We start from the raw sequence: 25,997 nt of genomic DNA, 5'->3' as shown, positions 1-25,997 counted from the left end.
CGTGACCGGACGCCTGACCCTGCCCTCCCCGGCCAAACTCAATCTGATGCTGCACATTCTCGGGCGTCGCGAAGACGGCTACCACGAACTGCAGACACTGTTTCAATTTCTCGACTACGGCGATGAACTGACCTTCGCCGTACGCGACGATGGCGTGATCCAGCTGCACACCGAATTCGAAGGCGTGCCCCACGACAGCAACTTGATCGTGAAGGCGGCAAAAAAACTTCAGGAACAATCCGGCTGCACGCTGGGCATCGATATCTGGATCGATAAAATTCTGCCCATGGGCGGCGGGATCGGTGGCGGCAGCTCGAATGCCGCGACTACGCTGCTGGGTCTGAACCACTTGTGGCAGCTCGGCTGGGACCACGATCGCCTGGCTGCGCTGGGCCTGACGCTGGGGGCCGACGTGCCGGTTTTCGTGCGTGGACACGCGGCTTTTGCCGAGGGCGTGGGCGAGAAACTCAGCCCCGAATACCCCGAAGAGCCGTGGTATGTCGTGCTTGTTCCGCAAGTATCTGTAAGTACAGCAGAAATTTTTTCAGATCCACTGTTGACACGTAACTCTCCTCCCATTAAAGTGCGCCCCGTTCCCAAGGGAAACAGTCGAAATGACTGCTTACCGGTTGTAGCAAGGCGTTATCCAGAGGTACGTAACGCTTTGAATTTGTTAGGTAAATTTACCGAAGCAAAATTAACCGGCACTGGAAGTTGTGTGTTTGGGGGCTTCCCAAGCAAAGCTGAAGCTGATAAAGTCTCGGCCCTTCTTACAGAGACCCTTACAGGGTTTGTAGCAAAGGGAAGCAACGTTTCGATGTTGCATCGCAAGCTGCAAAGTCTGCTCTAAAAGGAACCGAGTACTGGGTACTCGTTGCAACAGATACAGGGGCGTCGCCAAGCGGTAAGGCAGCAGGTTTTGATCCTGCCATGCGTTGGTTCGAATCCAGCCGCCCCTGCCATTTTCCTATACTCATCCAGGTTACCCTCAGCCTCTAGGTACTGCGCGTGTCCAAGATGATGGTCTTTACGGGGAACGCTAACCCCGATCTGGCTCGACGTGTCGTACGTCAGCTGCATATCCCTCTCGGTGACATCTCTGTCGGTAAATTCTCCGACGGCGAAATTACTGCCGAGATCAATGAAAACGTCCGCGGTAAAGACGTCTTCATTATTCAGCCGACTTGCGCTCCGACCAACGATAACCTGATGGAACTCGTCGTGATGGCTGATGCCTTCCGCCGCTCCTCAGCGACTCGAATCACAGCTGTAATCCCTTACTTTGGTTATGCCCGTCAGGATCGCCGTCCGCGTTCCGCACGTGTGGCAATCAGCGCGAAAGTCGTAGCTGACATGCTGACCGTGGTAGGCATCGACCGTGTTCTCACGGTTGACCTGCACGCTGACCAAATCCAGGGGTTCTTCGATATTCCGGTAGATAACATCTACGGCTCCCCCGTCCTGGTGGATGACATCGAAGACCAGCGCTTTGAAAACCTGATGATCGTGTCCCCGGACATTGGCGGCGTCGTGCGTGCACGGGCTGTTGCCAAATCCCTGGGCGTGGATCTCGGGATCATCGACAAACGCCGCGAGAAAGCCAATCACTCTGAAGTGATGCATATCATCGGTGATGTCGAAGGGCGTACCTGTATTCTGGTTGATGACATGGTCGACACCGCCGGCACCCTGTGCCACGCGGCCAAAGCCTTGAAAGAGCACGGTGCAGCTAAAGTCTTCGCCTACTGCACACACCCTGTGCTGTCGGGCCGAGCGATCGAGAACATCGAGAATTCCATGCTGGACGAACTGGTGGTGACCAACACCATCCCGTTGTCCGCTGCAGCTCAAGCCTGTTCGCGTATCCGTCAACTGGATATCGCACCGGTAGTTGCCGAGGCGGTTCGCCGTATCAGCAACGAAGAATCGATCAGCGCGATGTTCCGTTAAGGGTCAAACCTTTCGGAGCACCTCACTGACGAAAAGCGCCCCGCCCCAGCATACTGTTGGGGCGGGGCTTTTTTGCCCATATCGCCTTTAGCGCTGGTCGCAAACGCTGGGGCGAATGTGGTTATTTTGGAGATACAACATGAACGATTTTACTCTGAATGCTGAAGTGCGTTCCGACCTGGGGAAAGGTGCGAGCCGCCGCCTGCGTCGTCTCGCAAGCCTGGTTCCAGCTGTAGTTTACGGTGGCGACAAAGCCCCTGAATCCATCAGCATGCTGGCCAAGGAAATCGCCAAACTGCTCGAAAACGATGCTGCCTACAGCCACGTTATCGAACTGAACGTTGGTGGCACCAAGCAAAACGTCATCATCAAGGCTCTGCAACGTCACCCGGCCAAAGGCCACGTGCTGCACGCTGACTTTGTACGCGTTGTTGCCGGTCAGAAACTGACCGCCATCGTTCCAGTGCACTTCGTTGGCGAAGCTGCTCCGATCAAGAAAGGCGGCGAAATCTCGCACGTCACTTCGGAAATCGAAGTGTCCTGCCTGCCGAAAGACCTGCCTGAGTTCATCGAAGTCGACCTGGCTAACGCTGAAATCGGCGACATCATCCACCTGTCCGACCTCAAGGCCCCTAAAGGCGTTGAGTTTGTTGCACTGGCTCACGGTGATGACAAAGCTGTTGCAAACGTACACGCTCCACGCGTTGCACCAGAAGCTGAAGAAGGCGCTGCAGAGTAATTCACTCTGTATTGCCGGAGCTTGAGGAAACATCGCGGACCGAAACGTAGCGAGAAAGCGGGCGATAACGCGGCGTTTACTCTTGAGTAAATGATCTCTTGTCGTCCACTTTCGCCGCACGCAGGTGTAGCGATGTTATCCACAACTCCAAAGGAAGGGCCCCTGTCGTGACTGCCATTAAACTGATCGTTGGCCTGGGAAATCCAGGCGCCGAATACGAACAGACCCGGCATAACGCGGGGGCCCTTTTTGTTGAGCGTATCGCCCATGCCCAAGGTGTGAACCTGGTGGCCGATCGCAAATATTTTGGCCTGACCGGGCGCTTCTCGCATCAAGGTCAGGATGTTCGTCTGCTGATTCCCACCACCTACATGAACCGCAGCGGCCAGGCTGTCGCGGCGCTTGCGGGGTTCTTCCGGATCAAACCCGAAGAGATCCTGGTGGCCCATGACGAACTGGACCTGCCACCCGGCGTTGCCAAGCTTAAGCTTGGCGGCGGGCATGGCGGGCACAACGGCTTGCGCGACATCATTGCGCAATTGGGCAATCAGAATAATTTCTACCGTCTGCGGCTCGGCATTGGCCACCCAGGCGTCGCCAGTATGGTTTCAAATTTCGTCCTGGGTCGTGCGCCACGCGCCGAACAGGAAAAACTCGATGCCAGCATCGACTTTGCCCTCGGCGTGCTGCCGGATATCTTCGCCGGTGAATGGAACCGTGCGATGAAAAACCTGCACAGCCAGAAGGCCTGACTCTTACCGAGGGGAAACACCATGGGATTCAATTGCGGCATCGTCGGCCTGCCCAACGTCGGCAAATCCACCCTGTTCAACGCCTTGACCAAGTCCGGTATTGCGGCGGAGAACTTCCCCTTCTGCACCATCGAACCCAACAGCGGCATCGTGCCGATGCCGGATCCGCGCCTGGAAGCACTGGCGGCCATCGTCAATCCCAAGCGCATCCTGCCGACCACCATGGAATTCGTCGACATCGCGGGCCTGGTTGCCGGCGCGTCGAAAGGTGAAGGCCTGGGCAACAAGTTTTTGGCCAACATCCGTGAAACCGATGCCATCGCCCACGTGGTCCGCTGCTTTGAAGACGACAACGTGATCCATGTCTCCAACAGCGTTGACCCTAAGCGTGACATCGAGATCATCGACCTGGAACTGATCTTCGCCGACCTCGACAGCTGCGAGAAGCAACTGCAGAAAGTCGCACGTAACGCCAAGGGAGGCGACAAGGATGCAGTGGTCCAGAAAGGCCTGCTGGAGCAACTGATCGCTCACTTCACCGAAGGCAAGCCTGCACGCAGCCTGATGAAGACCATGGGCGCTGACGAGAAGGCCGTGATCAAGGGCTTCCACCTGCTGACCACCAAGCCTGTGATGTACATCGCCAACGTCGCTGAAGACGGCTTCGAGAACAACCCGCTGCTCGACGTGGTCAAGGCCATTGCCGACGAAGAAGGCGCGATTGTGGTGCCGGTGTGCAACAAGATCGAAGCAGAAATCGCCGAGCTCGATGACGGCGAAGAGAAGGACATGTTCCTCGAGGCCCTGGGCCTGACCGAACCTGGCCTGAATCGCGTAATCCGCGCGGGCTACGAGATGCTCAACCTGCAGACCTACTTCACCGCCGGCGTGGAAGAAGTCCGCGCGTGGACCGTCAAGGTCGGCGCCACCGCGCCACAAGCCGCAGGTGTGATCCACACCGACTTCGAAAAAGGTTTCATCCGCGCTGAGGTGATCGCCTACAACGACTTCATCCAGTACAAAGGTGAGGCGGGTACCAAGGAAGCCGGTAAGTGGCGCTTGGAAGGTAAGGATTACATTGTGAAAGATGGCGATGTGATGCACTTCCGCTTTAACGTATAAGCGCTAACCGCGGTTGACACCGCACACTAAAAGCCGATGCATTGCATCGGCTTTTTTGTGGGCGATCACTTAAGCCTAATCCATGCTTACATCAAAATATTAAACACCCTCAGACTTTTCCTGCTGACTTGTTAGTTATAAGCCAAGACAGAATCAACGCGACCTCTTCGATATAACTGAAAGACACTCTCCTACAACACCTGCCCTTCTAAGCGCCTTAATACTGATTCGAAACCTCTATAATCTGCTCCCAATGGTCACCGCGTGCATACCGTTTTTTAATACAAACAAGGAAGCATTCGTCAATGCCGGCTACCTTCAACATGGAAAATGAAACGGCAATTTCACTCATTGATGGTCCCGACATTGAAAACACACTTAAAAGCACAGCCACCCTCAACATTGACATCCTGTTACTCGGAGAAACTGGCACCGGCAAGGATACCTTGGCGCAACGGGTTCATCGCTTATCAGGGCGGCGTGGCAACTTCGTTGCGGTGAACTGTGCGGCGATCCCGGAAAGCCTTGCGGAGAGCCAATTGTTCGGTGTTAACAGCGGCGCCTATACAGGAGCGACTCAATCACGAGCAGGATTTATCGAAGCTGCTCATCTCGGCACATTGTACCTAGATGAAATAGACAGTATGCCTCTTCTCCTTCAAGCCAAGCTACTGCGTGTACTGGAGTGCCGCGGCGTCGAACGCTTAGGCTCAACTCGGTTTATCGCCGTGGATATGCGCGTTATCGCGTCCGCCCAGCGGTCGTTGCATGAGATGGTCGAGCAAGGGGCGTTCAGGCGCGATCTATATTTCCGCCTGAACGTTGTGAACATCCAGCTCTCTCCCCTACGTGAACGCCGGGAGAGAATTATCCCATTGTTCTTGAGCATGATTCGTCAAGAGGCTGAGCACTTCCAGTGTCCTGCCCCCCCACCGTCCAGCGAATTGCTACAACAACTCTTGTGTCACTCGTGGCTTGGCAATGCCCGAGAACTACGCTCGGCCGCCAAACGCTTCGTGTTGGAACTTCCACCCCTGCTAACCCCGCTCGATGATCACCCAAATAGGCAACTGCCGCTCAAGAGCCGCTTGCAACAAATCGAAAAATCACTGATCGAAGAATCGCTTCGTCGACACCGCCACTGCGTTGACAGTGCGGCGGTAGAGTTAGGAGTTGCCAAGCGAACGCTCTACTATCGAATGAAACAATTGAACATATCTCTGACGTGAAAAATAAGACATCAGTCGCCCTGCCCCATGAAATTAAACATTTTGAAATATCCTCTTCTGAAATGGGCGGAACGCATTCACCATTTGGACCACTGATAGTACGGATCAGCGATACAAGACATTCACATTCTATGTAGGTATGGCTGAATCCCTTAATTTACTCAGTGTGGAGCAGACAATATGAATATCGGTTCTAATAGCATGTCCCCTTACGACAATATGATGAATATTAGGGGTGGTATGAGCGAATCATCCGCAGATGCGACCCTTGAGGGCTTGGAAGCGAAAAAGAGGGCAGACCTTGTAATCAATACCGCGAAATCGGTGGCAAACGCTAATACCTCTGGCATCAAAGCGGCAATTAGTGACCTCCGATAATTTGCCGACCTTCTCGGCACATCGTGTCGGGAAGGTCTTTTCAGAAAATGCGAATGCAAGCAAACTCATTCAAATGCTCAGCACGCTCTATCCTGAATATTTACATAGTAGGTGCCCATGATTATTGAGAGAACAACACCCACTAAAGAAAATCAGTTTGATGGTACCTCCAGCGCACACGACTCATCCCCCTTATCTACCGATGTCAACTTTTTCAACTCATTAATAGCTCCGTCATCATCCCCTCACAAGGAGACAAATCATACCTCGCCGAAAAATGCTATTTCCGAGGTATCGGACAAACTGGACGTGCTGACTAAAAGTATGACAAAAAGTTTACGAGCCTTGAGCGAGCGTGGGCGCATTGACGAAGCGCGTAAATATCCAGGCCATCTGTCCGACGCAGTATTGCTAACGCATATAGCAGTTAAAAGCATCGGTAAAAGCGCACAGTGCGTTGATAAGATTTGCAACCTTCAGTAGATAACTATGACGCATCCCCTGCTTAAAGCGTTAACGCTATCCCTCTTATTCATGCTGAGTGCCTGCAGTGATCGCGTAGAACTTCATCGTCAGCTTTCCGAGCAGGAAGCTAACGAGGTGATCGCGGAACTGGCGGACAAACATATTCGCGCCACCAAGATTCCTGCCAAAGATGGAGTAACAGTGGCTGTCAATGCAACCGATATTGCACGTGCCGTACGCACTCTAGAGGCCGTCGGACTCCCTAGGGCTGCCCGAGCAACGCTGGGAGACACCTTTCGTAAAGAAGGAGTTATCTCAACGCCCCTCGAGGAACGGGCACGCTACATTTATGCCTTGTCCCAAGAATTGGAGACGACGTTGTCAAATATCGACGGAGTTATCGTAGCTCGAGTGCACGTGGTGCTACCCGAACGCGTTGCACCGGGGGAACCCGTACAACCCGCCTCCGCGTCGGTGTTCATAAAACATGATCCCCGGCTTGATCCCGACAACATACGCGCTCGTGTTCGGAGAATGGTAGCCAGCAGTATCCCCGGCATGACAACTGCGGTCGAGAACCCGCAAAAATTAACGGTTGTATTCGTCCCAGCTACAGCCTACTTGGAGCAACAAAGTCTAACTTACTTCGGTCCGTTCCTTGTGCCTGGGACTGATCTTGGCTTTTGGCGAGCCAGCGTTACATTCTCAATTATTGCGCTGGCACTGCTGATAATCGCCATCGTTTTCTGGCGCAATCGAGTGCAGCGAGCATTACCAGCTCCGGCCTTTGATACCCAAGCAGCAAACCGTTCCCCTGCTCCCTCCCACCCACTCAATGAATAATCTTGCATGGGCTCGTTGGTGGAGCGCGCCTTGGATGTCTTGTCATAATGATTGGGCGGCCGTTGATAGATACGTTGAGCTTAGAAAGCGTATCCGTAGTCATCAGGAGTGCGCGGCCAATATTTACGGCATTGTTCCCTGTCTGCCTCCAAACCCTCAGCCGACTTTACTTAAGCTCGCCCTCGCCTCAACAGATCAACTCGAACTGGCGTTGGCATTGATTGATAGTACATGCCGCCACACCCAGACGAGTGTATTGGATGAGAGCCAAAATCAGTGGTGCACTCGACTCTCCAAAACGCTGCCACTTGATATATTACAGCCCGATGATGACCCCTTGCAGTTGCTACGTACTTGGGTTCCCTCTGAGACATGGCAACGCATCAGATTGCGCTTTCCTCGTTCGCGTATTTTAGAGCTGGAAAAACAAACTTTTTTGCTCGACGACAGCCTTAGCCGCCTCGATACTCTGTGGCAGGCGGTCGTCTGGCGTATTGCACCGAGTATTGCTCCTGACTCTAAGGAGCCCGGAGACTGAGAATGTTCTGCAGGAATAAAATCGAATTGCCCAAATGTGCTGCCTCTCTCCCACAAACTCTGATCTTGCGCGAAACGCTGGAAAGTTACATTCACGCTACTCAACTGATAGATCATGCAAAGGCCCAAGCCAAACAACTACTGCAGTTGGCAACCGAACAACGCGAGGAAATACTGGAAAAATGCGGTGCTGAATTTTGGCACCGTGCGAATGCCCAACTCGAACGCTGGGAAGTCGACTATCAATCTATATGTGAAAGCGTCGAAGAATATGCCACGTCAATTGCAAACAAGGCTATTTTTCTTTTACTTGAAGAGACGCCTTCCCAACAACGACTGAAAGCGTTGACTCATCAATTGCTGATAAGCCAAATCCCAGCGGTCAGGGCGATATTACTTTGCCACCCCCTTGAGCTCGAGACCGTGACACACTGCCTCGCCAACGGCGGTAATACGCTCTGGGTAGTTCGCCCCGATGATACAATCAAACCTCAAACACTTGTCTTAAATACTGACGAGGGTGACTTTCGCATTGAATGGGCTTCAATGCTCGATGCATTGTTAAAACACAGGAATCCTCCTTCAAGCCGCCAGCATTGAAAGAGTTTTCTTACACACCAAAAAAATTGCCACAGAGGGAACCATCTCGAAACACTAACCACAAAGAAGAAACACAAAAGGAGCAATCACATGAGCTTTTATAAAGACTTCAGACTAAAACTTCTGCGAGACGTAAAACGGATCGAAAATGACTACGATGCGTCATTAAAAAATAACTCGGGTTCAGAAGAGGACATGGAGCTGTTCTTTGAGCTTGCGTTCAAGAGACGCATGTCAGAATACACCTTTAGTGAGCATAATCGAGCAAAGCACATGATGTTCAAGTCAGCGCTTGATAGCATACAGTAAATTGAAAACCGTCCTTGCCAAATGGCTGAGCAGCCGCACCGAAACGTTAACGCTGTACGAAGATAACTACACAATAAGCCTGCAGCGCTATTCAAATGCTGTGTTGCTGCGAGTCCAACTGACTCACTATCAACCGGATAAATCACAGCTACAAACTTGGATGCGGCTGGGAGGTGCCAGCCTCAATCATTTCCAGGGAGTACTCTCCCAGGTGCCGATGATTGGTGAGCTTTGGTTGATTCGATTTCTGAATGACGTGCGCGACGAAGACCATTTACGTGGGAGCCTCGAATCCCTGCTCAACCAACGCGATACCTGGTCCGCGATGGCCGCACGCCTTGCAAGACCGGCCCAGAAATTCACTCCCACTTCGCTGCGCTCGCTGCCTTACTAAATCAGAGAATTCCCATGTACAACAAAATCTACAAGCACGACCGCTTGGGTACAGTCTCGTCTGCACCTCTATCAAAACGCCCCCAATGGCGCTGTTTGATTGTACTGCCCTGGTTGCTTGCCCCCCTGGAAAGCACCCTGGCAGCCATTCCCCCAGAATGGAAAAACACCGCCTACGCCTACGAGGCCGAACACAAACCCCTGCGCGATGTACTCGAAGACTTCGCCCAGACCTTCGGCACGCAACTGCAAGTCGAAGGCCTGCTGGAGGGTAACGTCAACGGCAAGATACGCGCTAATACCCCGCAGTCGATGCTCGACCGTCTCGGTGTAGAGCACCGTTTCCAGTGGTACCTCTACAACAACACCCTCTATATCAGCACCCTCGACCAGCAGGAGTCCGCGCGCCTGGAGGTCTCCTCCGAAACCATTTCAGACCTCAAGCAAGCGCTCACCGATATCGGCTTGCTCGACAGCCGATTCGGCTGGGGTGAGTTGCCCGAAGATGGCGTGGTGCTCGTCTCCGGTCCTCGGCGCTACATCGAGCAGATCAAACAGTTCAGCAGCCAACGCCGCTCTCCGGATGAAAAACAGAGCGTGCTGAGTTACCCGCTGAAGTTCGCGAATGCGGCGGACCGTCATGTCGATTATCGCGGCGAGAAGCTTGCTGTCCCGGGCGTTGCCAGCATTCTGCGCGGGCTGCTGGAACCGCGGTCCACCTCGGCGCCCTCGTCGCTATCGGCACTGAGCCAACGTCCCACATCACCACCCGCACCGCTCACGCCCAACATTCCCCGATTGGGTAACCCGTTGCTGGGCCAGATGCTCGGGGCAAACGCCAACCCGGCGCAAATGGACCTCGGTCCCACGCTCACCTCACGCGCATCGACCTCCAACAGCCGGATTCGCGTCGAGGCCGATATACGCAATAACGCCGTGCTGATCTATGACCTGCCGGAACGCCAGGCCATGTATCGCGAGCTGATCACTCAACTCGATGTGGCGCGCAAGCTGGTGGAAATCGACGCGATCATTCTCGATATCGAGCGCACGCAGTTGCGTGAGTTCGGGGTGAACTGGGGTTTCCAGAACAGCCGCTTCCGCGGTGGTGCCAACGTGTCGCCGGGCACCTCGTCGCAACTGACGATTGAAAATCGCGATCGCTTCTATGCCGACATACGCGCATTGGAAGCCAAGGGGCTGGCAACCATGGTCTCCAACCCTTCGGTGCTCACCCTGGAAAACCAGCCGGCGGTCATCGACTTCAACCGCACGCAATACCTGACGCCCGGTAGAGAGAACGCAACCATTTTGCCGGTCACCGTGGGCACCAGCTTCCAGGTCGTACCCCGCGTCATCACCAGCCGTGGCGGCCATCAGATCCACTTGGTGGTGGATATCGAAGACGGCAATTTCGACGAGACCAACCCCCTCCCCGGCAACCTGGATGTCCGTCGCGGCAAAGTCAGCACCCAGGCGGTGATGGCGGAAAAGCGTTCGCTGGTGGTCGGCGGGTTCCACGTGACTGAAAGCACTGACAAGCACAACAAAGTCCCGCTGCTGGGGGATATCCCGCTGCTGGGCAAGGCACTGTTTTCCTCGACCGAACGGCAGAACAATCGACGTGAACGCCTGTTTATCCTGACCCCGAGGGTCATCGGCGACCAGGCCGACCCCTCGCGCTACTTGCCCCAGGCCGACCAGGTTGATTTGCAGGCCGCGCTCACACCGCTGGCCAGGCGGTATGCCCCTCACCAGCCGGTAATCAAGCGCAGCGACATCATCAGCACCCTGGCGCACCTGGTCAGTGGCGAAGTCCCCAAGGCCTTCAAGGCTGCACCGATGCCGTTGGGGCTGAACACCTTATGCAGTACACGGGATTTGCTCGCGCTGAACACCGAGCGCAGCCAGTGGTATGCGGGTCCTGAGTACAACGTGGCCGTCGTGGTGCTGCGCAATCAGTTCAAGCGCAATGTGCGTATCGACGAAAAGGAATGCAGCAACTCGCAGACCCTGGCCGTCAGCGTCTGGCCGCGCGCCTGGCTCAAGCCTGGCGAAGAAGCCGAGGTATTTATCGCGATGCGCCCCGTCGTAAAGGATGAACACCTCAGTGTGCCCCGCCCCTCCTTGATCACTCCCGCTCAAAAGGCTACGCCATGAAACACCGCCTACTCTGCGTCACCCTGATCGGCACTGCGCTGCTCGTCGCCGGCTGCACCCCGACCTGCAAGGGCGACTCGTGCTCTCGCCCGCAATCGAGCCAAAACAAAATGGTGATCTGGTGGCCGGCGCAAATGCGCGTCGAGCCTGGTCCTGCCGGGGAACGGGCGGACTATCAAACGATCTCGCTCGAACGATGAGCCTCCCGGAAATGCCCGACGCACAACGCCAGGTGTTTCTGCAGAATCTGGTGAGCGGCACTGCCGCTCACCTGTCACTCGCGCCTGGAATCAAGGTGTGCAAACAGCAAGCCGGCCAGCAGCCGGGGCTGGCGTTGCATGTCGCTCGCGAAGTGTTGCAACCGGGGCAACTGCAATGGGTACTGGAGCGGCGCTTTGAGCATGCGACGTTGTACGATGGCTGTTTCATCTACCTCGACGCCCAGCACGCCCTGGTGATCTGGCACGCACTGCCTGCTGTGCCTGGTACGCTCGACAAGGTCCTCAGTCGGATGTTGTCGCTGGCCAACCTGAGCGCCCTGGACACACCTTCCAATCGCTGATCAGCGGCGCTCAAGCTCCGGCAATTCCAGGGTCTCGCGCTTGGCTTCATCGTCCAGTTCGCGCAAGGTGCGATAGATCAGCGCCACGGCCTGCAGGGTTTCACGAGGAATGCTTGCGCCCAGCTGTTTCGTATAGAGCATGCGAGCCAGCCACACACACTGGATCACCGGCACGTCGGCGGCCTTGGCTCGTACGATCAACGTGCGGGCCTCGGCGTCGGTGCCTTTGCTGATCAGCAACGGCAGCGGCGTCTTACCGGGCCGGTAGTACAGGGCGACAGCAAAGTGCGTCGGGTTGACCACCAGCATATCGGCCTCCTCCAGCTTGGGCAGCTTGACCTTCGGCTCCTCCTGGGCCAGTTGGTGCGCCAACGCGCGGCGCTGGCCTTTCACATGGGGGTCGCCTTCCATGTCCTTGTACTCCTTGACGACTTCGACCTGGGTCATGCGCATGCGCTTGGCGAAGAAGTGCTTCTGCAAACTCAGGTCGATCAGCGCCAGCACCAGTAACAGTCCGAGACAGGCGTGCAGCAAGTGACGAAACAGGGCTATCAGCGCCAGCAGATAACTTTGCAGATCGCTGTTCGCCAGGTTGATCAACACCCCTAACGAAGGCCAGACCACCAGGTACACAATCAGGCCGATAAGAAATGCCTTGGTGATGCTCATCAGCAGATTCATCACCGACTGGGCTGAGAACATCTGCTTGACCTGGCTGACCGGGTTGAGCCGATTGAAATCGAGCTTCAGGGTTTCCGGTGCGAACAACAACCCGAATTGCATCCAGCTGCTGATCAGCTTCGTGGCAATCACCACGCCAACCATCAACAGGGAGAACGAGAAAAACATGACCAGCCCATCAACCAGCACTTCTTCCAGCGCTCGTGCGAACGGCTGGTTGAAGCGCGACATCGGCAACACCATCATTTGCTGGAAGCGTTGCAGGCTGGTCTCGGCGGTGAACAAGGCGATCTCACTGATGGCCGTGAGCGCCAGTAACTTGGGGACGTCCTGACTTTGCGCGACCTGGCCTTTTTTGCGTTGGTCGCGCAGCTTCTTGGCTGAAGCCGGGTGCTTCTTTTCGCCTGAATCACTCATGGCACCGCGGCCTTGAACAACAGCCCGAGTGAATGTTTAAGGTCGCCCAACTCGAGCATGCGCCCGACAATCAGGTCCTGCAGCAGCGCAAAGTACAACAGCACAATGCCAATACCGGCCAGGCTCTTGACCGGCGGCGCCAGCGTACTCACCTGCAATTGCTGGCTATAAACCCCCAGCAGCGCAATACCGAACTCCAGCAACAGCAGCACCGCGATGAAGGGCGCGGCGTACAACATCATGTGCGTGAAGGTATCGCCAAGCAGGCCGACGAACACACTCATGCCATTCGGCGCGGGGAGCGGAAACCATACGGTGGGCGGCCAGATCAGGTAGCTGTCCCAGATCACCTGGGTCAAGGCGCCCAACCCCAGGCTGACCATCAGCAGGAAAATCGCCAGTTGCTTGAACAAGTGCCCGATCGGCGTTGCATCCGGCCCCAGTGAAGGGTTGAGTTGGCCACCGGCCAAGGCGCCGCGCTGATTATCCAGCAGCGCCCCCACCGCCTCGAACATCCAGAACGGCATCGCCAGCAGCACCCCCAACAACACCCCCAGCGCCAGCTCCTTGAGCACCAGGGCGCCGAGCATCAGCGCCGAGTAATCCTGGCCCTCCAACGCCGCATGGATACCCGGTGCGGGCATCAGTGCCATGACCATCACCAGGGTGTGCCGGAGCATGCCGCGTATATGTTGAAAACAAAACGCCGCCACCAGAATGCCGCAGGGATAGATACGCGCCATGCCGATCACCAGGCTGGGCAGGAACTCGAGATAGAGCAGCACAGGCGAACCCTCAGTTCAGGGCCGAACGGCCGATCATGTCGAAGGTCAGGTTGATCAACTGGATCAACTCCACACCGATCCAGCGCCCCGTCATGATCAACGTGATGCCCACCGCTACCAGCTTGACGCCAAAGGGCAGTGTCTGGTCCTGTATCTGCATGAGCGCCTGCACCAGGGAAGTCAGCACCCCCACCACCACCGCCACGATCAACGGTGGCGCGGACAGCACCACCACCAGCAACATGCCCTGCTTGAACAGCACGATAGGTTCCATAAGCCACTCAGAGATAGGAAAGGAACAGACTGTCGAGCAACCGTGACCAACCGGACACCAGCACGAACAAGAGCAATTTGAGCGGCAGGGAAATGGTCATCGGCGAGACCATTTGCATGCCCAGCGCCAGCAGCAGGTTGGACACAATCAGGTCGATGACGATGAAGGGGATATAGATCAGGAAACCGATCTCGAACCCCGCCTGCAGTTGCGACAATACGAACGCCGGGACCAGCAGGATCAGGTCCTCGCGCTCCACCTCCTGGGCCATTTGTGGCGGCCACAGGCGTGCGGTGTTTTCCAACAGATGCGTCAGCACGTCCGGGTCCACGTTGCGCAGCATGAAGGCGCGCAACGGCTTGATAGCCTCTCCTCCGGTCTGCAGTACCGTTTGCACATTGCTCATGTCCAACGGCGACGCCTTGACGCTTTCGGCGATTTCGTACCCAACCGGCGCCATGATAAATAGCGTCGCTGCCAAGGCGATGCCATTGATGGCCATGCTCGGCGGCACCTGCTGCACACCGATGGCGTTTCGGGTAATCATCAGCACGATCACAATCTTCAAGAACGATGTGCAGATGACCAGCAGCATGGGCATCAACGACAATGCACCTAGAAATAGCGCAAGAACGAGGGGATCGAGCCCCTGGAGTATCATCGGCCGAACAACACACGGGATAACTGCAACCCCAGGCGCCCGTCGACTTCCACCAACTGCCCCTGGCCAATAGGCCGATCACCGTAGTAAAGACCGGCCATGCCAGGCGCGTAGCCGCTGATGCCCAGTACCGAGCCGGGGCCCAGGTTTCGCAGCTCGCCCAGCGTCAGGTTCAACGTCCCGCAGCGCACATTCAGCGCCATGCTCAGCTCATCGAATGGCTCATGGCCGAAGACATCCACCACCGGCTCATCTTCCTCATACCCCGAGTAATGGGGCGCTGCAAACTCTTCGTCCACGGACGTGTCCTCAATAGAAGTAAGGGTCAGACACAAGGGTCCGCAAGCATCATCAATGCACCCATGCAGCCTCTGTTTTCCAACCTGTATGTAGCCGTTGCCCTGGGCTTGAAAAAAACTCTGCTCCAGCAGCAGCACATCACCGGTACGCAGGCCACGCGCCTGGGCTATCGGCAATTGCAAACGCCCAAGGGTCACCGCGAGTGCCAGTTGGAACGTTGCCGGCATGGGTGCGGCAGTGGCGCGCCACGGTCCCGCCTCGCATAACGCCAGGAAGCTCTGGGGCGCCAGCCACATATAGCTCGCGACCCGTGCGGCCCCCAGGGTTACGCTGAGTCGGCAACCAAAGCCCTTGGGGCGATCGGTCTCCAGCAATCGCATGTAGCCCAATAACGCGCTCACCTGCGGGCTCAGGTGATGCTGGAACAGTGCCCAGAACCACGAATCCGGATCGTTGCCGGAGGGCGCCAATGTCACTGGGCACTCCCCCAGCAAGCTGAGCAGCGGCCCCGCTTCCGCAAGCGCCAGCACGCCACACACGGTTTCAAAGCACACCGCCTTGGCCCCTGCGGACGCGCGCCCCGGCTCCAGCCGCAGCTCACCGTCCTGGCCGGCAACCTGGAACGCCAGGCACAAGCCGCGCCCCAGTCGATGGCGTGCGGCAACGGTATCGCTCTTGATCAAAGGTAAGGTCAGCAGCGGCACTAGCATGCGCACCCGGCGTCAGGCACAAGCAGATTGACCGGCAGCCCCAGCGCGCCCGAAAACCGCTCCTCACACTGTTGTCGCACACCACTGAGCCAGCGGGCCGTGGCGTCATGCTCCGCTTCCAGCTCGATGGTCCAGGCACTCTGCTCACGGTGCACGCTGGCCTTGATCCGCCCCAGCCGGGGCAGATACAACACGGCCTGCAGTGGCCACTGGGCCCCGGCCTGTATGCGCGGTGCCAGTTGTTCGGCGAGGGCCTCGATCATGGCGACACTGGCCGGTGTCTTGATTCCCGCCAGGGACGCTCCCGACCCGGTGCCTTCATCGTTATCGGTAAACAACTGAGCGAACAGTCGACCCTGCTCCCACTCCACCGCACCGGTGGCCCGTGGCTCACGTTCCTCACGCGCGTCACGTGGACGTGGCCGCTCGCTGGGTTTATTTGAAACCTGGTTCATATCGGCTCCTGAGCCAGTAAAAGAGACAACTCCTGAAGTTTCTCCACTTGCCGCAGGCATTCGGTGACCTGTTTCTGTGCCGTGCCGACACGGCTTTGCTTGTCGTCCTGCTGGCCCCGCAACGCCTCCAACTGGCCCATTTCTCGCCGGGTACTGGCCGATAACGAGCGCTCCTGCGCGCCCCAGGATTTCAGGGCCTTGAGCGTCATCACTTGGCCTTGATGCCGACTGAGCAACTCGGCACTTTGCCGGGCCTCCTCCAGTCGCGTGTGCTCAAGCGCATCCTGGGCCTGTTGGATATGCGCAAGCAGGGCCTGCTGGGCGCGCTTGGCCTCGCGCAGCGCTCGCTCGGCCCGATCGGCGCGATGCCGGCGCAGGCGCCGCAACGTCTCGACGTCCGCTTGCAACACATCAGAATGGGACATGGGTAGTCAGCTCCTTGAGTTGCTCCAGCGTCACCATCATCGGCGTGGGCTCGCGCAGATCCTGGCGCAGGAAGCCATCGACCGCCTGGCGGCTGTCCACCGCCAGGTCGGTAAGGGCATCACTGCCGGGTTGGTACTCACCCAGCTTGAGCATCAGTTCGATCTGTTGATAAGCCGACAACAATCGGCGCAAACCGGTACCGGCCTGGATGTCTTCAGGTGTCGCCACGTTGCTTAAAATCCGCGAAAGGCTCGCCAGCACATCCACTGCCGGGTAATGCCCGCGCTCGGCCAATTTGCGTGACAGCACGATATGGCCGTCGAGCAGCGAGCGCACTTCATCGGCCACCGGATCGTTCATGGAGTCCTGCTCGATCAGCACCGTATAGATCGCCGTGATCACGCCGTCACGCGTCAGACCGGCGCGCTCCACCAGCCGTGGCAGCAGGCTGTACACCGAGGGTGGCAAACCGCCGCGCCCCAAGGGTTCGCCGGCAGCCAGGCCGATTTCGCGCTGGGCCCTGGCAAAACGGGTCAGCGAGTCAATCAGCAGCAATACCCGCTGCCCCTTGCGCCGGAACCCTTCGGCCAATGCGGTGGCCGTGAAGGCTGCGCGGGCGCGCTCCATGCTGGAGCGATCGGACGTGGCACACACCAGCACCGCTTTGGCGCGCAGTTGATCATCCAGTTCGTGGTCGAGAAACTCACGCAGCTCGCGACCCCGCTCGCCGATCAGGCCGAATACGATGACATCGCACTCCACGTTACGGGCGATTTCGGCCAGCAAGGTGGTCTTGCCGCACCCCGCACCGGCGAACAGGCCTACACGCTGACCTTCGCCAAGCGTCAGCAAGCCATCGATCGAACGCACCCCGGTCGCCAGTGCGCGGTGGATCCTCGGCCGTTCGGTGGGCAATGGCGCTTCACACAACACGGCACTGGTGTCCGGCAGGTCAGACTCGACAAACGCACTGGGGCCCTCCCCCGCAATCGGTCGACCGAACCCATCCAGCACCTGCCCCAGCAGGGCATCGCTGACCTGCACCCGATGCGATACCCCCAGGCGCTCCACGCTGGCGCCCACCTTCACGCCTTCAAGGTTGCCCAAGGCGCTGAGTACCGCGTCCTGGTTATCGAAGCCAATGATCTCGGCCAGCATGAATTCCCCCGGGTTTTTCTCCACCTGGCACAAGTCACCGATACGCGCCTGGGGCAGCCGGCACTGCAGCAGCATGCCGTTGACGCGCTGGATTCGCCCGCGCACCGTCACTGGTGCAAAGTTGCTCAGTGATTGCGCCTGGCGCTGCTGCCAAACGTCGAGCCGCGCTTGCAATTCCGTACTCACCAGCGCACCTCGTAACGCTGCACACCATCGAAGACCACCTTGCTGTTGTCGATCAGCACCAGTCGCAACCCTTCCACTTCATCACCGACAAACAGCCGGCTGCCCTCGTCCAGGACCACATGGCCATTGGGCCCTCCGACGATCTGCACAATCCTGAACGGCAGCGCCGAGTCACGTGCCCGCACACGGCTGATCACCGGCACCGCGCTGTCGAACTGCTCACCAAAACGGGCGAGCATGCGCGCCACCAGTTCCACATCGTCCTGGGAGACATCCCCATTGAGCGCGACCTGGCCATTGATCACTTGCAAGCTGACTCGCTGGCCCAACTCACGCTCGCTGAGCATCTTCAGCAGCTGCTGGCGCACTTCAAACGGCGATGCCAACTCGTGTTTCTGAACCACTGGCGGCATCAAGGACGCCTGTGCATCGTGCTCCCCGGTGGGGAGCATGCTCATCACCGCGATGATCACCGCCACGACCAGCACCAGGCTGATCAAGCGCTTTTGCTGCGAATGGGATATGGACGACAACTTCAGCGCCGGCACGGGTTCAGTGGCGGGCGGCGGTGGCGCTTGCACGGGGGCTGCAGCCTGCGGCCAGGGCTGATCGGCCAAGGTGACACACAAGCGCACGCCTCCGACCGAAAACGGAACCCCCGGCACCAGGCTCGCAATCTGTGCCAGTACCTGTCCTTCGGCGCTCTGCAACAGCCCGGCCTCGGCCTGCACCGACCACTGGGCATCGATAAGCCGCAGTCGCGCATGCTGCTCGACCACCTCGGGATCATTGAGTACCAGGTCAGCGTCCAGATGGGCACCGATGCTCCACTGCTCCCCAAACAGCGGCAAGGCAGCACCCTGGCGCTGTCCATCAAGCACGCGTAATTCAAACATCACCGCCCCCTCCACGCTGGCCAACGCCAAAGACTCATGCCACTGCACCACGCATGAGTTCGTCCTGGCCCAGGTCGATACGTCCCAGCACTTTGACTTTGGAGGTGCTGCTCAACTCGGCAAACGACAGCACCGGAACATGGTTGAATTCTTCCAGCAGCAGAGTGCGCAAAGGGCTGCGCAGGTCCTGCGCAACCAGCATCACACTCTTGCTTTTTGCTCTTATCGCAAAGGCCTGATTGAGCAGGTTGATCAACGCCGCGCTGTATTCGTCCTCAAGGGCGAAGAACACGCCGGTCTGGGTTTGGCGAAGCGCCTCGCGCAGGATGTTTTCCGAATGCGGCGAGAGCAGCCAGGCATGCAGCCCGTCGGCCTCTCGGTACTGATGGAAGATCTGCGCCTTGAGGGCGATGCGCGCATAGTCGGCCAGGGCTTCCGGTTCACGCTCATGCTGGCCGTACTCGATCAGTGACTCGACAATCAGCCGCACAGCCCGCAGTGGTACGCCTTCGCCGGCCAGGCGTTGCAACACCGCCGAGAAACGCGACAGCGGCATGATGCGCTGCAGCTCCTGCACCAGCTCCGGCTGGTTATGCTCCAGCCAGCCGAGGATCGACTTGCTCTCCTGGATCCCCAGGAACTGCGGCCCGCTGAGCATCATGGCTTTTTTCATGCGCTCGAGGATCAGCTCCGTCGACGTGAAGCGCTCCAATTGCGGGTCATCCAGCAACGGATCATCGGGCGCCAGCCAGACCCAGCCCTGTTCATCGCGATCGACCAGCCCCGGTATCCCATCAGCCGGCTCAACCGTCAGCGCCTGGCTGTCGACCGCCAGGCGACTGACGACCGAAGCCTTGACCATCGGCACTTCATGCACACAAAACCGCATTTCATCGTTGGCCAGGGTGTCATCGAGTTCGACTTCAAACGGCGGCAACGTCAGGCCAATGTTGGCGACCAGTGAATTTCGAGACTGGCGGATGCCATGGATAAGCTCGGTGACTTCGGGCGTCCCGCGCAGCGCCGCGGGAAATTGCAGCAGATAGGGTCGTGAAGGATCGAACCCGCGAAGATCCTCCTGGCCATTTTCTTCGGGACGAACCGCCGGAGCCGCCTCAGCGGCAGGCTTCGCCTCTTGCTGACGCTTGCGCATCAGGTAATAACCCAGGCCGCCGGTGATCAGCGAAATGAAGATAAATACCCCAGTCGGCATACCGGGGACAATTGCAAACGCGAGCATGCCCACCGACGCAATCATCCAACTCTTGGGCTCACTGGTCATTTGCCGGGCGATTTCGGCACCCATGTTACTCACCCCCCTGCGTGCATCCGGCGCCACGCGGGTAATGATCATGCCGGCGGTCAGGGAGATCAGCAGCGCCGGGATCTGTGCAATCAGGCCATCGCCGATGGTCAACACCGAGTACAACGCCATCGAATCAGCGGCACTCAAGCCGTGCTGGAACATACCCGTGGAGAAGCCGCCCAACAGGTTGACGACCACGATGATCAAACCGGCGACGGCGTCACCCTTGACGAACTTCATGGCGCCATCCATGGCCCCGAACAGTTGGCTCTCGCGGGACAGCTGCTCACGCTTGTCGCGTGCCTGTGCTCCGTCGATCAGGCCCGCGCGCAGGTCACTGTCGATCGACATCTGCTTGCCGGGCATTGCATCCAGGCTGAAACGCGCCGCGACCTCGGCGACCCGCTCCGAGCCCTTGGTGATCACGAGGAAGTTGACCAGGGTCAGGATCAGAAAGATCACCATCCCCACCGCCAGGTTGCCCCCCACCACGAAATTGCCGAAGGCCTCGACGATGTCTCCGGCGTCCTGTTCCAACAGGATCAGGCGCGTGGTCGCAATCGACAGCGCCAGGCGAAACATGGTGGTCAACAGCAGGATCGACGGAAACGAGGAGAACGCCAGGGGCCCCGGCAGGTACAGCGCCAATACGATCAACAGGCAGGAAATGCAGATATTCAGCGCGATCAGAATGTCCACCAGCCAGGTAGGCAGCGGCACGATAAAGATGAAGACGATGGCCAGGACCACGACAGCGCCCAGCACTTCGGCGCGCTGGGCAACTTTAAGCAATACACGGTTGATGGCCAGCAGCACGGTCACGCCAGGGACCTCGGCACCACGGTAAACCGTGTGCGCCCGCGCAGGTGCAGGTCCAACTCGTCCATCACGGCCACGAACCGTTGCAGGGTGTCCTGGCGTACTTGCCTGTCAGGCCACAAGGCCAAGGGCAACTGTTTGAACAGCGGATGAAGCGCGTGAAGGGCGACCAGTTGACGCAAGGCCGGACCACCGCCCAGGTCATGGCCCAAGGTCAGGAGTTCAGTGGAGTCGATGCCGCTGCCGGCGTAAGTCAGCATGCGCTGCAACAGCTCCACCGGGTCATGCGCGATGGCCAGGCGCTCGATCAATGCCCGACAACCGGCCCACACGCCATTCAACTGCCCGCAGCTGTTCAGACTCAGCAACAAGGTGCGCAACAACGGCGGGGGCCTCGACGACACCAATGCCGCAATATCATCCGCCAAGGCCTTGCACATCGCCTGGAGGCCAATGTGAAACCGCTCGCCACCGTAGAGCCTGAGCAGTTCCTTCATCATCAAGGTCGGGGATTGCCGCACGACCACGCTGGCGTAGTAGAGCATGCGCAGCTCCTGACGCGCCTGCGGATCGAGACCGGCCACCTGCAATGACAAGGCGGTGTTCAGGCCCGCCTGGATTTCGCCTTTGAACCCGACCTCCAGCCTGGCAATGGCATCGCGCGCCAGGGCCGCCTCGGTCGGGCGCGCTTCAGCGTCCGCCTGGGCTGCCACATGCTTGAGGACCACGAACGCGCGTGCAGGGTCTCCGCCCGTGAGCGCGAGCAGCTTGCTCACCGCAGGCTGTTGTTGCAATTGCAGCCTGAGGCGACGCGAAATGGCTGCCAGGGTCGCCTGGGCCGGGTGCCCCAGTTGTTCATAAAGCTGAATGATCTGTTGGACCGGGGGCACACGCGTGCCTATCTTCCGCTCGCCCAACAAGCGCTGATTGACTTCCACTTCCTGACTGAACAGATACGCGAGTTCATCCACCCCTTTGTCGGACACCGGCACGGAGGTCTTACTGATGACGGGCGACTCAAGGCGCGGGATGGCGTGCACATCGCTTTTGGAATTGACGTCTATGGGCATAGTGTTCAGACCGGCACAGGAAGAGTGTTTCCCTGTGTGGCGAAACAGATGCATACGGTTCCATTGCATTCCACATCAACGCGCACTTGAAAAGACTTGCACAAAGCCTCGTCGAGAAGTGCAAGAACTTGCTCAAAATCGACTCAATTCAAGATATTTCTATATATAAATCAATGCTTTATTAGGTTTTTCATGATTGGCACAGGCAGTGCTAATGGGTTCCTGTCGACATCCTTTCGACTGCGTCTACCCAAAGGAAAACATCATGAATATCCCTATTGATGCTTTAGCTCATCTCGTTGGCAGCTCGCCTCAATTCATGCTCCACCTGACCGACGACCAGCAAAAAAAACTCCGGCGTTTCATTCACAAGCGTGTGCTCAATCCGGAAGATGCGGACGACCTTCTGCAATTGACCTACCTTGAGGCCTGGCGCAATCGCGAACGGTTCAGCGGCACGGCAACCCTCAGCACCTGGATGTGCGGCATCGCGCAGAACCTGATCCGCAATCACTTTCGGCGCATGTATGCCAAGCCTGTGCATTGCGAATTCGATGAGTCGCTGTGGCATGGCCAGGAAGAAAACAACAGTCTGGATTGGGAGTTCGAGGTCAACCGCCGCCTGGAAAATACCCTGAGCGCGATTGACCACCTGCCGCCCGAAATGCGTAAAACGCTGTACGCCTCGCTGGAAACCGACGGCAGCTACCAGGACACTGCCGACGTGCTGGACATTCCGATCGGTACCGTTCGCTCACGCCTGTCGCGGGCACGCGAACAACTCAAACGCGTCACCCGCAATTCGACCTACCCGTAGCACAAGCCTGGTGTTGGGCGGCAGGGATATCTGCCCAACGCCCTCAGGACTTGCGGGTACGCGGCAGGAAGATCGCCAGCAGCCCGAACAACGGCAAGAACGAGCACAGCGTGTACACGTACTCGATACCATGAATGTCTGCCAAGTGCCCGAGCAGCGCCGCGCCGATCCCACCGAAGCCGAACATCAGCCCGAAGAACACCCCCGCAATCATCCCCACATTGCCCGGCACCAACTCCTGCGCATAGACCACGATGGCCGAGAATGCCGAGGCCAGCACGAAGCCGATGATCACGCTGAGCACGCTGGTCCAGAACAAGTCCACGTGAGGCATCAACAAGGTAAAGGGCGCCGCGCCAAGGATCGAAAACCAGATCACCGCCTTACGGCCGATCTTGTCGCCAATCGGCCCGCCAAAGAACGTCCCCGCCGCCACTGCACCGAGAAACAGGAACAGATGCAACTGCGAGCTGGCGACCGACAGGTCGAACTTTTCGATCAGGTAAAAGGTGAAGTAACTGGTGATGCTGGCCATGTAGAAATACTTGGAAAACACCAGCAGGCCCAGCACCACCAACGCGCTCATGACGCGCTTTTTCGACAGGCCATGAGTGGCCGCCTGGCCGGCCTTGAGCTTGAACAGATTGAGGTGGTTGCGGTACCAACGGCTGATGGCATACAGCACCACCAGCGCAAAAATTGCGAACAGGCCGAACCACGCCACATTGCCTTGCCCGAAAGGGATGATGATCGCTGCCGCCAGCAACGGGCCGAATGCAGAACCGGCATTCCCGCCAACCTGGAACGTCGACTGCGCCAGGCCATAGCGCCCGCCCGAAGCCAACCGCGCCACACGGGAGGCTTCCGGGTGAAAGGTCGAGGAGCCGATACCGATCAGGCCGGCCGCCAGCAATATCAGCGGGAAACTGCCCACCTGGGACATCATCAGAATGCCCACCAGGGTGCAGATCATCCCGCATGGCAATAGAAACGGCTGCGGATGCCGGTCGGTGTAATATCCCACCCACGGTTGCAACAACGACGCGGTGAGCTGGAAGGTCAGGGTAATCAGCCCGACCTGGGTGAATGTCAGGCCGTAGCTGGCCTTGAGCATCGGGTAAATAGACGGCAGCACCGACTGGATCAGGTCGTTGATCAAATGGGCCAGCGCCACCGCGCCGATGATGCGCATCACCAGCGGGCTGGTCTGTCCGGTGGTCGTGGGGGTGTTCAAAGCCATGGGAAGGTTTCCGTACCGCAGGGGGAAGTGCACAGGTGCAGGTGCGACAATGTGCCACTTTTGCCGGTGGGAAGGCTATCCCGTTAGCACGCTAACGACTGCGTGCCCCCTGACAGTCGTCAGCGCGACGGATGCACTGCACGCCACCGCGAATTGGCGCACCACTCGTCGCCAGATCCGCCCATTCAGGTTAAACAGTTGAAAGCGTAGATAAAAATTCAAAATAAACGCTTGACGCATTGTCGTTCTACGCGAATAATGCGCGCCACTTGGCTACATAGCTCAGTTGGTTAGAGCATAGCATTCATAATGCTGGGGTCCGGGGTTCAAGTCCCTGTGTAGCCACCAAGTACTAAAAACGGCTTACCGAAAGGTAGGCCGTTTTTTTATGCCCGCAGAAAAGCACGGCCAACTGCTAAGATCCCGCCCTCTCCCAGCACTAAACGGAATCAGTGTTCGATGGCCGCCAAGTTTCTGCTGCTTGCACTCGCACGCTCAACCCCGCCCCTGCTCGCGCATGCTGCCGAGGGCAGAAGCCCGTTGGAGCGTGCCACGATGGTGACCACGGGCGTGCCGTGCCTGCTCACCGCCGGCACCACGTGGCTGACCTCCAAGCCGTTCGAAAGGCTCGCCGCCGCCAAGCGCGATGCCCTGGCATTCATCGGCTCGGATGGCGATATCCGTAGCGCGCAGTTTGAACTCGCGGTCAGGGCCGACCACGCGTCCTACCCGGCGCCGCACATGAATGACATGCAACTGGCCCAGGCCATTGCCGTGACCTACTGACAAGCAAACGGGAGAGCCCACATGGCGATGGCAATGCTTGATAACACAAGCCGCAACTCATGAGCCTCGACGTCTTCGCGATCATCATGCTCGGCGCGGCGCTCCACGCTACCTGGAATGCCGTGGTCAAAGGCGGCACAGACAAACTGATGACCACCTGCATGATCGCGTCCGTCGCGTCGTTGATTGCGTTGGCTGTCGTCCCCTTCCTGGCGCTGCCGGCGAAGGAGAGTTGGCCGTTCATTGGTGCCTCGGTGGTTTTGCAGGTGGTGTATTTCGTACTGGTCGCCTCGACTTATCGCATCGCCGACATGAGCCAGACCTACCCGATCATGCGTGGCACCGCGCCGTTGCTGGTGGCCGTGGTCAGCGTGTTGGTGTTGGCCGAGCCATTATCGGCGTCTGCCTGGCTCGGGATTGCGGTGATTTCCCTCGGCATCTTGAGCATGGCTGCCGGCCCTTCGGCCGGGCAGAGAAAAGGGTTGATCCTGGCACTCATCAACGCCGGCGTGATCGCCGGCTACACGCTCATCGATGGCTGGGGTGTGCGTCAGTCCGGCGCGCCAGCGGCCTACACACTGTGGATTTTCCTGCTCACCGGCCTCCCGCTTGCCGCCTGGGCGTTAGTCACCCGGCGGGCGGAGTTTTGCCGCTACGTCCTGCGCAATGGGCGACTCGGCCTTGTCGGCGGAGCCGGCACGCTGGCGTCCTACGGACTGGCCCTGTGGGCGATGACGCAAGCCCCCATCGCCACTGTATCGGCGCTGCGGGAAACCTCGATCCTGTTTGGCGTGGTGATCTCGGCGTGGGTGCTCAAGGAACATCTCACGCGAGTGCGCATCGTCGCCGCGTGCATCATTGCCGCCGGCGCAATGGTCTTGCGCCTGGGCTGAGCGGGTGCATGCGCGCAAAAAAACTGCGCATCTGTATTTTGACGCTCTCCTGAGCCACTGTTAGTGTCCAGCCTCCCC

Annotated in this window: 30 protein-coding genes and 2 tRNA genes; 20 read left to right on the top strand and 12 right to left on the bottom strand. The window is 58.1% G+C overall.

All coding sequences use genetic code 11. The features are described from left to right. Position 1: 1 nt before the first annotated feature. The 16 genes from ispE to BBG20_RS04045 all read left to right on the top strand — a co-directional run bounded on the left by ispE (position 2) and on the right by BBG20_RS04045 (position 12,039). Complete coding sequence (gene ispE / locus BBG20_RS04110; RefSeq protein WP_083221332.1) at positions 2-850, top strand: 4-(cytidine 5'-diphospho)-2-C-methyl-D-erythritol kinase; 849 nt, start codon at positions 2-4, stop codon at positions 848-850. Positions 851-887: 37 nt separating this feature from the next. Continuing rightward, positions 888-962 (top strand) — tRNA-Gln (locus BBG20_RS04105). Positions 963-1,008: 46 nt separating this feature from the next. After that, positions 1,009-1,950 (top strand): ribose-phosphate pyrophosphokinase, encoded by a 942-nt coding sequence (locus tag BBG20_RS04100; protein WP_003208392.1) that lies wholly within the window; start codon positions 1,009-1,011, stop codon positions 1,948-1,950. A gap of 139 nt (positions 1,951-2,089) precedes the next feature. Beyond that, entirely contained in the window at positions 2,090-2,689 is a 600-nt protein-coding gene (locus BBG20_RS04095) for a 50S ribosomal protein L25/general stress protein Ctc (protein WP_065900493.1), read from the top strand. Positions 2,690-2,856: 167 nt separating this feature from the next. Continuing rightward, entirely contained in the window at positions 2,857-3,441 is a 585-nt protein-coding gene (gene pth, locus BBG20_RS04090) for an aminoacyl-tRNA hydrolase (protein ID WP_010213318.1), read from the top strand. A 21-nt stretch (positions 3,442-3,462) separates the two neighbouring features. Beyond that, on the top strand, positions 3,463-4,563 hold the full coding sequence (gene ychF / locus BBG20_RS04085; protein WP_065900492.1) for a redox-regulated ATPase YchF: 1,101 nt from the start codon (positions 3,463-3,465) through the stop codon (positions 4,561-4,563). 305 nt (positions 4,564-4,868) lie between these two features. Beyond that, on the top strand, positions 4,869-5,792 hold the full coding sequence (locus BBG20_RS04080; RefSeq protein WP_065900491.1) for a sigma 54-interacting transcriptional regulator: 924 nt from the start codon (positions 4,869-4,871) through the stop codon (positions 5,790-5,792). A 180-nt stretch (positions 5,793-5,972) separates the two neighbouring features. Then, complete coding sequence (locus BBG20_RS04075; RefSeq protein ID WP_065900490.1) at positions 5,973-6,170, top strand: hypothetical protein; 198 nt, start codon at positions 5,973-5,975, stop codon at positions 6,168-6,170. Between the two features lie 489 nt (positions 6,171-6,659). After that, on the top strand, positions 6,660-7,478 hold the full coding sequence (sctJ, locus tag BBG20_RS31605) for a type III secretion system inner membrane ring lipoprotein SctJ (protein WP_083221330.1): 819 nt from the start codon (positions 6,660-6,662) through the stop codon (positions 7,476-7,478). 34 nt (positions 7,479-7,512) lie between these two features. Continuing rightward, complete coding sequence (locus BBG20_RS31600) at positions 7,513-8,016, top strand: type III secretion protein (protein ID WP_226939951.1); 504 nt, start codon at positions 7,513-7,515, stop codon at positions 8,014-8,016. A 2-nt stretch (positions 8,017-8,018) separates the two neighbouring features. Next, positions 8,019-8,615 (top strand): type III secretion system stator protein SctL, encoded by a 597-nt coding sequence (sctL, locus tag BBG20_RS04070; RefSeq protein WP_065900489.1) that lies wholly within the window; start codon positions 8,019-8,021, stop codon positions 8,613-8,615. Between the two features lie 90 nt (positions 8,616-8,705). Next, a complete protein-coding gene (locus BBG20_RS04065) occupies positions 8,706-8,924 on the top strand; it encodes a hypothetical protein (protein WP_065900488.1) in 219 nt (72 codons plus the stop codon). A gap of 1 nt (position 8,925) precedes the next feature. Next, the gene (locus tag BBG20_RS04060) at positions 8,926-9,318 is read left to right on the top strand and encodes a type III secretion protein (protein WP_065900484.1); all 393 of its coding nucleotides are present in this window, start codon (positions 8,926-8,928) and stop codon (positions 9,316-9,318) included. A gap of 14 nt (positions 9,319-9,332) precedes the next feature. Further along, the gene (sctC, locus tag BBG20_RS04055; protein ID WP_065900482.1) at positions 9,333-11,477 is read left to right on the top strand and encodes a type III secretion system outer membrane ring subunit SctC; all 2,145 of its coding nucleotides are present in this window, start codon (positions 9,333-9,335) and stop codon (positions 11,475-11,477) included. Beyond that, positions 11,474-11,677, top strand: coding sequence for an HrpT family type III secretion system protein (gene hrpT / locus BBG20_RS33075; RefSeq protein WP_065900480.1), 204 nt, complete (start codon positions 11,474-11,476; stop codon positions 11,675-11,677). The genes sctC and hrpT overlap by 4 nt, the downstream gene beginning before the upstream one ends. A gap of 11 nt (positions 11,678-11,688) precedes the next feature. Then, entirely contained in the window at positions 11,689-12,039 is a 351-nt protein-coding gene (locus BBG20_RS04045; protein ID WP_065900478.1) for a transcriptional regulator, read from the top strand. On the opposite strand, the gene sctU is transcribed toward BBG20_RS04045, so the two are convergent. From sctU to BBG20_RS03990, 11 genes are read right to left on the bottom strand one after another with little or no spacing between them, the layout of a single operon-like run. Then, the gene (gene sctU / locus BBG20_RS04040) at positions 12,040-13,137 is read right to left on the bottom strand and encodes a type III secretion system export apparatus subunit SctU (protein WP_065900476.1); all 1,098 of its coding nucleotides are present in this window, start codon (positions 13,135-13,137) and stop codon (positions 12,040-12,042) included. Beyond that, the gene (gene sctT / locus BBG20_RS04035; protein ID WP_065900474.1) at positions 13,134-13,922 is read right to left on the bottom strand and encodes a type III secretion system export apparatus subunit SctT; all 789 of its coding nucleotides are present in this window, start codon (positions 13,920-13,922) and stop codon (positions 13,134-13,136) included. The genes sctU and sctT overlap by 4 nt, the downstream gene beginning before the upstream one ends. A 10-nt stretch (positions 13,923-13,932) precedes the next feature. After that, entirely contained in the window at positions 13,933-14,196 is a 264-nt protein-coding gene (gene sctS / locus BBG20_RS04030) for a type III secretion system export apparatus subunit SctS (RefSeq protein WP_065900472.1), read from the bottom strand. 7 nt (positions 14,197-14,203) lie between these two features. After that, complete coding sequence (gene sctR / locus BBG20_RS04025; protein ID WP_065900470.1) at positions 14,204-14,857, bottom strand: type III secretion system export apparatus subunit SctR; 654 nt, start codon at positions 14,855-14,857, stop codon at positions 14,204-14,206. Next, complete coding sequence (locus BBG20_RS04020) at positions 14,854-15,867, bottom strand: FliM/FliN family flagellar motor switch protein (RefSeq protein ID WP_065900468.1); 1,014 nt, start codon at positions 15,865-15,867, stop codon at positions 14,854-14,856. Before BBG20_RS04020 ends, sctR begins: the two co-directional genes overlap by 4 nt. Next, positions 15,861-16,322, bottom strand: coding sequence for a type III secretion system HrpP C-terminal domain-containing protein (locus BBG20_RS04015; protein ID WP_065900466.1), 462 nt, complete (start codon positions 16,320-16,322; stop codon positions 15,861-15,863). Before BBG20_RS04015 ends, BBG20_RS04020 begins: the two co-directional genes overlap by 7 nt. Further along, on the bottom strand, positions 16,319-16,747 hold the full coding sequence (sctO, locus tag BBG20_RS04010) for a type III secretion system stalk subunit SctO (protein ID WP_065900464.1): 429 nt from the start codon (positions 16,745-16,747) through the stop codon (positions 16,319-16,321). Before sctO ends, BBG20_RS04015 begins: the two co-directional genes overlap by 4 nt. Further along, positions 16,734-18,092 carry a FliI/YscN family ATPase gene (locus BBG20_RS04005; protein WP_065900462.1) on the bottom strand — a complete coding sequence of 453 codons (1,359 nt, stop codon included), beginning with the start codon at positions 18,090-18,092 and terminating at the stop codon, positions 16,734-16,736. Before BBG20_RS04005 ends, sctO begins: the two co-directional genes overlap by 14 nt. Beyond that, positions 18,089-18,988, bottom strand: a complete 900-nt coding sequence (locus tag BBG20_RS04000; protein WP_065900895.1) for an FHA domain-containing protein — start codon at positions 18,986-18,988, stop codon at positions 18,089-18,091. Before BBG20_RS04000 ends, BBG20_RS04005 begins: the two co-directional genes overlap by 4 nt. A 34-nt stretch (positions 18,989-19,022) precedes the next feature. Continuing rightward, the gene (gene sctV, locus BBG20_RS03995; protein WP_065900460.1) at positions 19,023-21,116 is read right to left on the bottom strand and encodes a type III secretion system export apparatus subunit SctV; all 2,094 of its coding nucleotides are present in this window, start codon (positions 21,114-21,116) and stop codon (positions 19,023-19,025) included. Beyond that, positions 21,113-22,177: a TyeA family type III secretion system gatekeeper subunit gene (locus tag BBG20_RS03990; RefSeq protein ID WP_065900898.1), complete on the bottom strand. Its 1,065-nt coding sequence runs from the start codon at positions 22,175-22,177 to the stop codon at positions 21,113-21,115. Before BBG20_RS03990 ends, sctV begins: the two co-directional genes overlap by 4 nt. A 271-nt stretch (positions 22,178-22,448) precedes the next feature. On the opposite strand from BBG20_RS03990, the gene BBG20_RS03985 reads away from it, so the two are divergent. Beyond that, positions 22,449-23,000 (top strand): RNA polymerase sigma factor, encoded by a 552-nt coding sequence (locus BBG20_RS03985; protein WP_065900458.1) that lies wholly within the window; start codon positions 22,449-22,451, stop codon positions 22,998-23,000. 43 nt (positions 23,001-23,043) lie between these two features. On the opposite strand, the gene BBG20_RS03980 is transcribed toward BBG20_RS03985, so the two are convergent. Then, entirely contained in the window at positions 23,044-24,240 is a 1,197-nt protein-coding gene (locus tag BBG20_RS03980; RefSeq protein WP_065900456.1) for an MFS transporter, read from the bottom strand. 271 nt (positions 24,241-24,511) lie between these two features. Here BBG20_RS03980 and BBG20_RS03975 point away from each other — a divergent pair. The 3 genes from BBG20_RS03975 to BBG20_RS03965 all read left to right on the top strand — a co-directional run bounded on the left by BBG20_RS03975 (position 24,512) and on the right by BBG20_RS03965 (position 25,919). Beyond that, positions 24,512-24,588 (top strand) — tRNA-Met (locus tag BBG20_RS03975). Between the two features lie 111 nt (positions 24,589-24,699). Then, positions 24,700-25,026 (top strand): DUF2388 domain-containing protein, encoded by a 327-nt coding sequence (locus tag BBG20_RS03970; protein ID WP_065900454.1) that lies wholly within the window; start codon positions 24,700-24,702, stop codon positions 25,024-25,026. Positions 25,027-25,085: 59 nt separating this feature from the next. Continuing rightward, a complete protein-coding gene (locus BBG20_RS03965; RefSeq protein WP_065900452.1) occupies positions 25,086-25,919 on the top strand; it encodes an EamA family transporter in 834 nt (277 codons plus the stop codon). Positions 25,920-25,997 lie beyond the last annotated feature (78 nt).

This window comes from Pseudomonas aylmerensis, from assembly GCF_001702265.1.
Classification (GTDB): domain Bacteria; phylum Pseudomonadota; class Gammaproteobacteria; order Pseudomonadales; family Pseudomonadaceae; genus Aquipseudomonas; species Aquipseudomonas aylmerensis.
The sequence above is the reverse complement of the archived record's forward strand: the minus strand, read 5'-3'. Positions and strand labels throughout refer to the sequence as shown.

Excerpts from the sequence above, each read along its gene's own strand:
- BBG20_RS04095 (WP_065900493.1), top strand. The coding sequence starts at position 2,090 with ATGAACGATTTTACTCTGAATGCTGAAGTGCGTTCCGACCTGGGGAAA.
- ychF (WP_065900492.1), top strand. The coding sequence starts at position 3,463 with ATGGGATTCAATTGCGGCATCGTCGGCCTGCCCAACGTCGGCAAATCC.
- BBG20_RS04080 (WP_065900491.1), top strand. The coding sequence starts at position 4,869 with ATGCCGGCTACCTTCAACATGGAAAATGAAACGGCAATTTCACTCATT.
- BBG20_RS04075 (WP_065900490.1), top strand. The coding sequence starts at position 5,973 with ATGAATATCGGTTCTAATAGCATGTCCCCTTACGACAATATGATGAAT.
- sctJ (WP_083221330.1), top strand. The coding sequence starts at position 6,660 with ATGACGCATCCCCTGCTTAAAGCGTTAACGCTATCCCTCTTATTCATG.
- BBG20_RS31600 (WP_226939951.1), top strand. The coding sequence starts at position 7,513 with ATGTCTTGTCATAATGATTGGGCGGCCGTTGATAGATACGTTGAGCTT.
- sctL (WP_065900489.1), top strand. The coding sequence starts at position 8,019 with ATGTTCTGCAGGAATAAAATCGAATTGCCCAAATGTGCTGCCTCTCTC.
- BBG20_RS04065 (WP_065900488.1), top strand. The coding sequence starts at position 8,706 with ATGAGCTTTTATAAAGACTTCAGACTAAAACTTCTGCGAGACGTAAAA.
- sctC (WP_065900482.1), top strand. The coding sequence starts at position 9,333 with ATGTACAACAAAATCTACAAGCACGACCGCTTGGGTACAGTCTCGTCT.
- hrpT (WP_065900480.1), top strand. The coding sequence starts at position 11,474 with ATGAAACACCGCCTACTCTGCGTCACCCTGATCGGCACTGCGCTGCTC.
- BBG20_RS04045 (WP_065900478.1), top strand. The coding sequence starts at position 11,689 with ATGCCCGACGCACAACGCCAGGTGTTTCTGCAGAATCTGGTGAGCGGC.
- sctU (WP_065900476.1), bottom strand. The coding sequence starts at position 13,137 with ATGAGTGATTCAGGCGAAAAGAAGCACCCGGCTTCAGCCAAGAAGCTG.
- sctS (WP_065900472.1), bottom strand. The coding sequence starts at position 14,196 with ATGGAACCTATCGTGCTGTTCAAGCAGGGCATGTTGCTGGTGGTGGTG.
- sctR (WP_065900470.1), bottom strand. The coding sequence starts at position 14,857 with ATGATACTCCAGGGGCTCGATCCCCTCGTTCTTGCGCTATTTCTAGGT.
- BBG20_RS04020 (WP_065900468.1), bottom strand. The coding sequence starts at position 15,867 with ATGCTAGTGCCGCTGCTGACCTTACCTTTGATCAAGAGCGATACCGTT.
- BBG20_RS04015 (WP_065900466.1), bottom strand. The coding sequence starts at position 16,322 with ATGAACCAGGTTTCAAATAAACCCAGCGAGCGGCCACGTCCACGTGAC.
- sctO (WP_065900464.1), bottom strand. The coding sequence starts at position 16,747 with ATGTCCCATTCTGATGTGTTGCAAGCGGACGTCGAGACGTTGCGGCGC.
- BBG20_RS04000 (WP_065900895.1), bottom strand. The coding sequence starts at position 18,988 with ATGTTTGAATTACGCGTGCTTGATGGACAGCGCCAGGGTGCTGCCTTG.
- BBG20_RS03985 (WP_065900458.1), top strand. The coding sequence starts at position 22,449 with ATGAATATCCCTATTGATGCTTTAGCTCATCTCGTTGGCAGCTCGCCT.
- BBG20_RS03980 (WP_065900456.1), bottom strand. The coding sequence starts at position 24,240 with ATGGCTTTGAACACCCCCACGACCACCGGACAGACCAGCCCGCTGGTG.
- BBG20_RS03970 (WP_065900454.1), top strand. The coding sequence starts at position 24,700 with ATGGCCGCCAAGTTTCTGCTGCTTGCACTCGCACGCTCAACCCCGCCC.
- BBG20_RS03965 (WP_065900452.1), top strand. The coding sequence starts at position 25,086 with ATGAGCCTCGACGTCTTCGCGATCATCATGCTCGGCGCGGCGCTCCAC.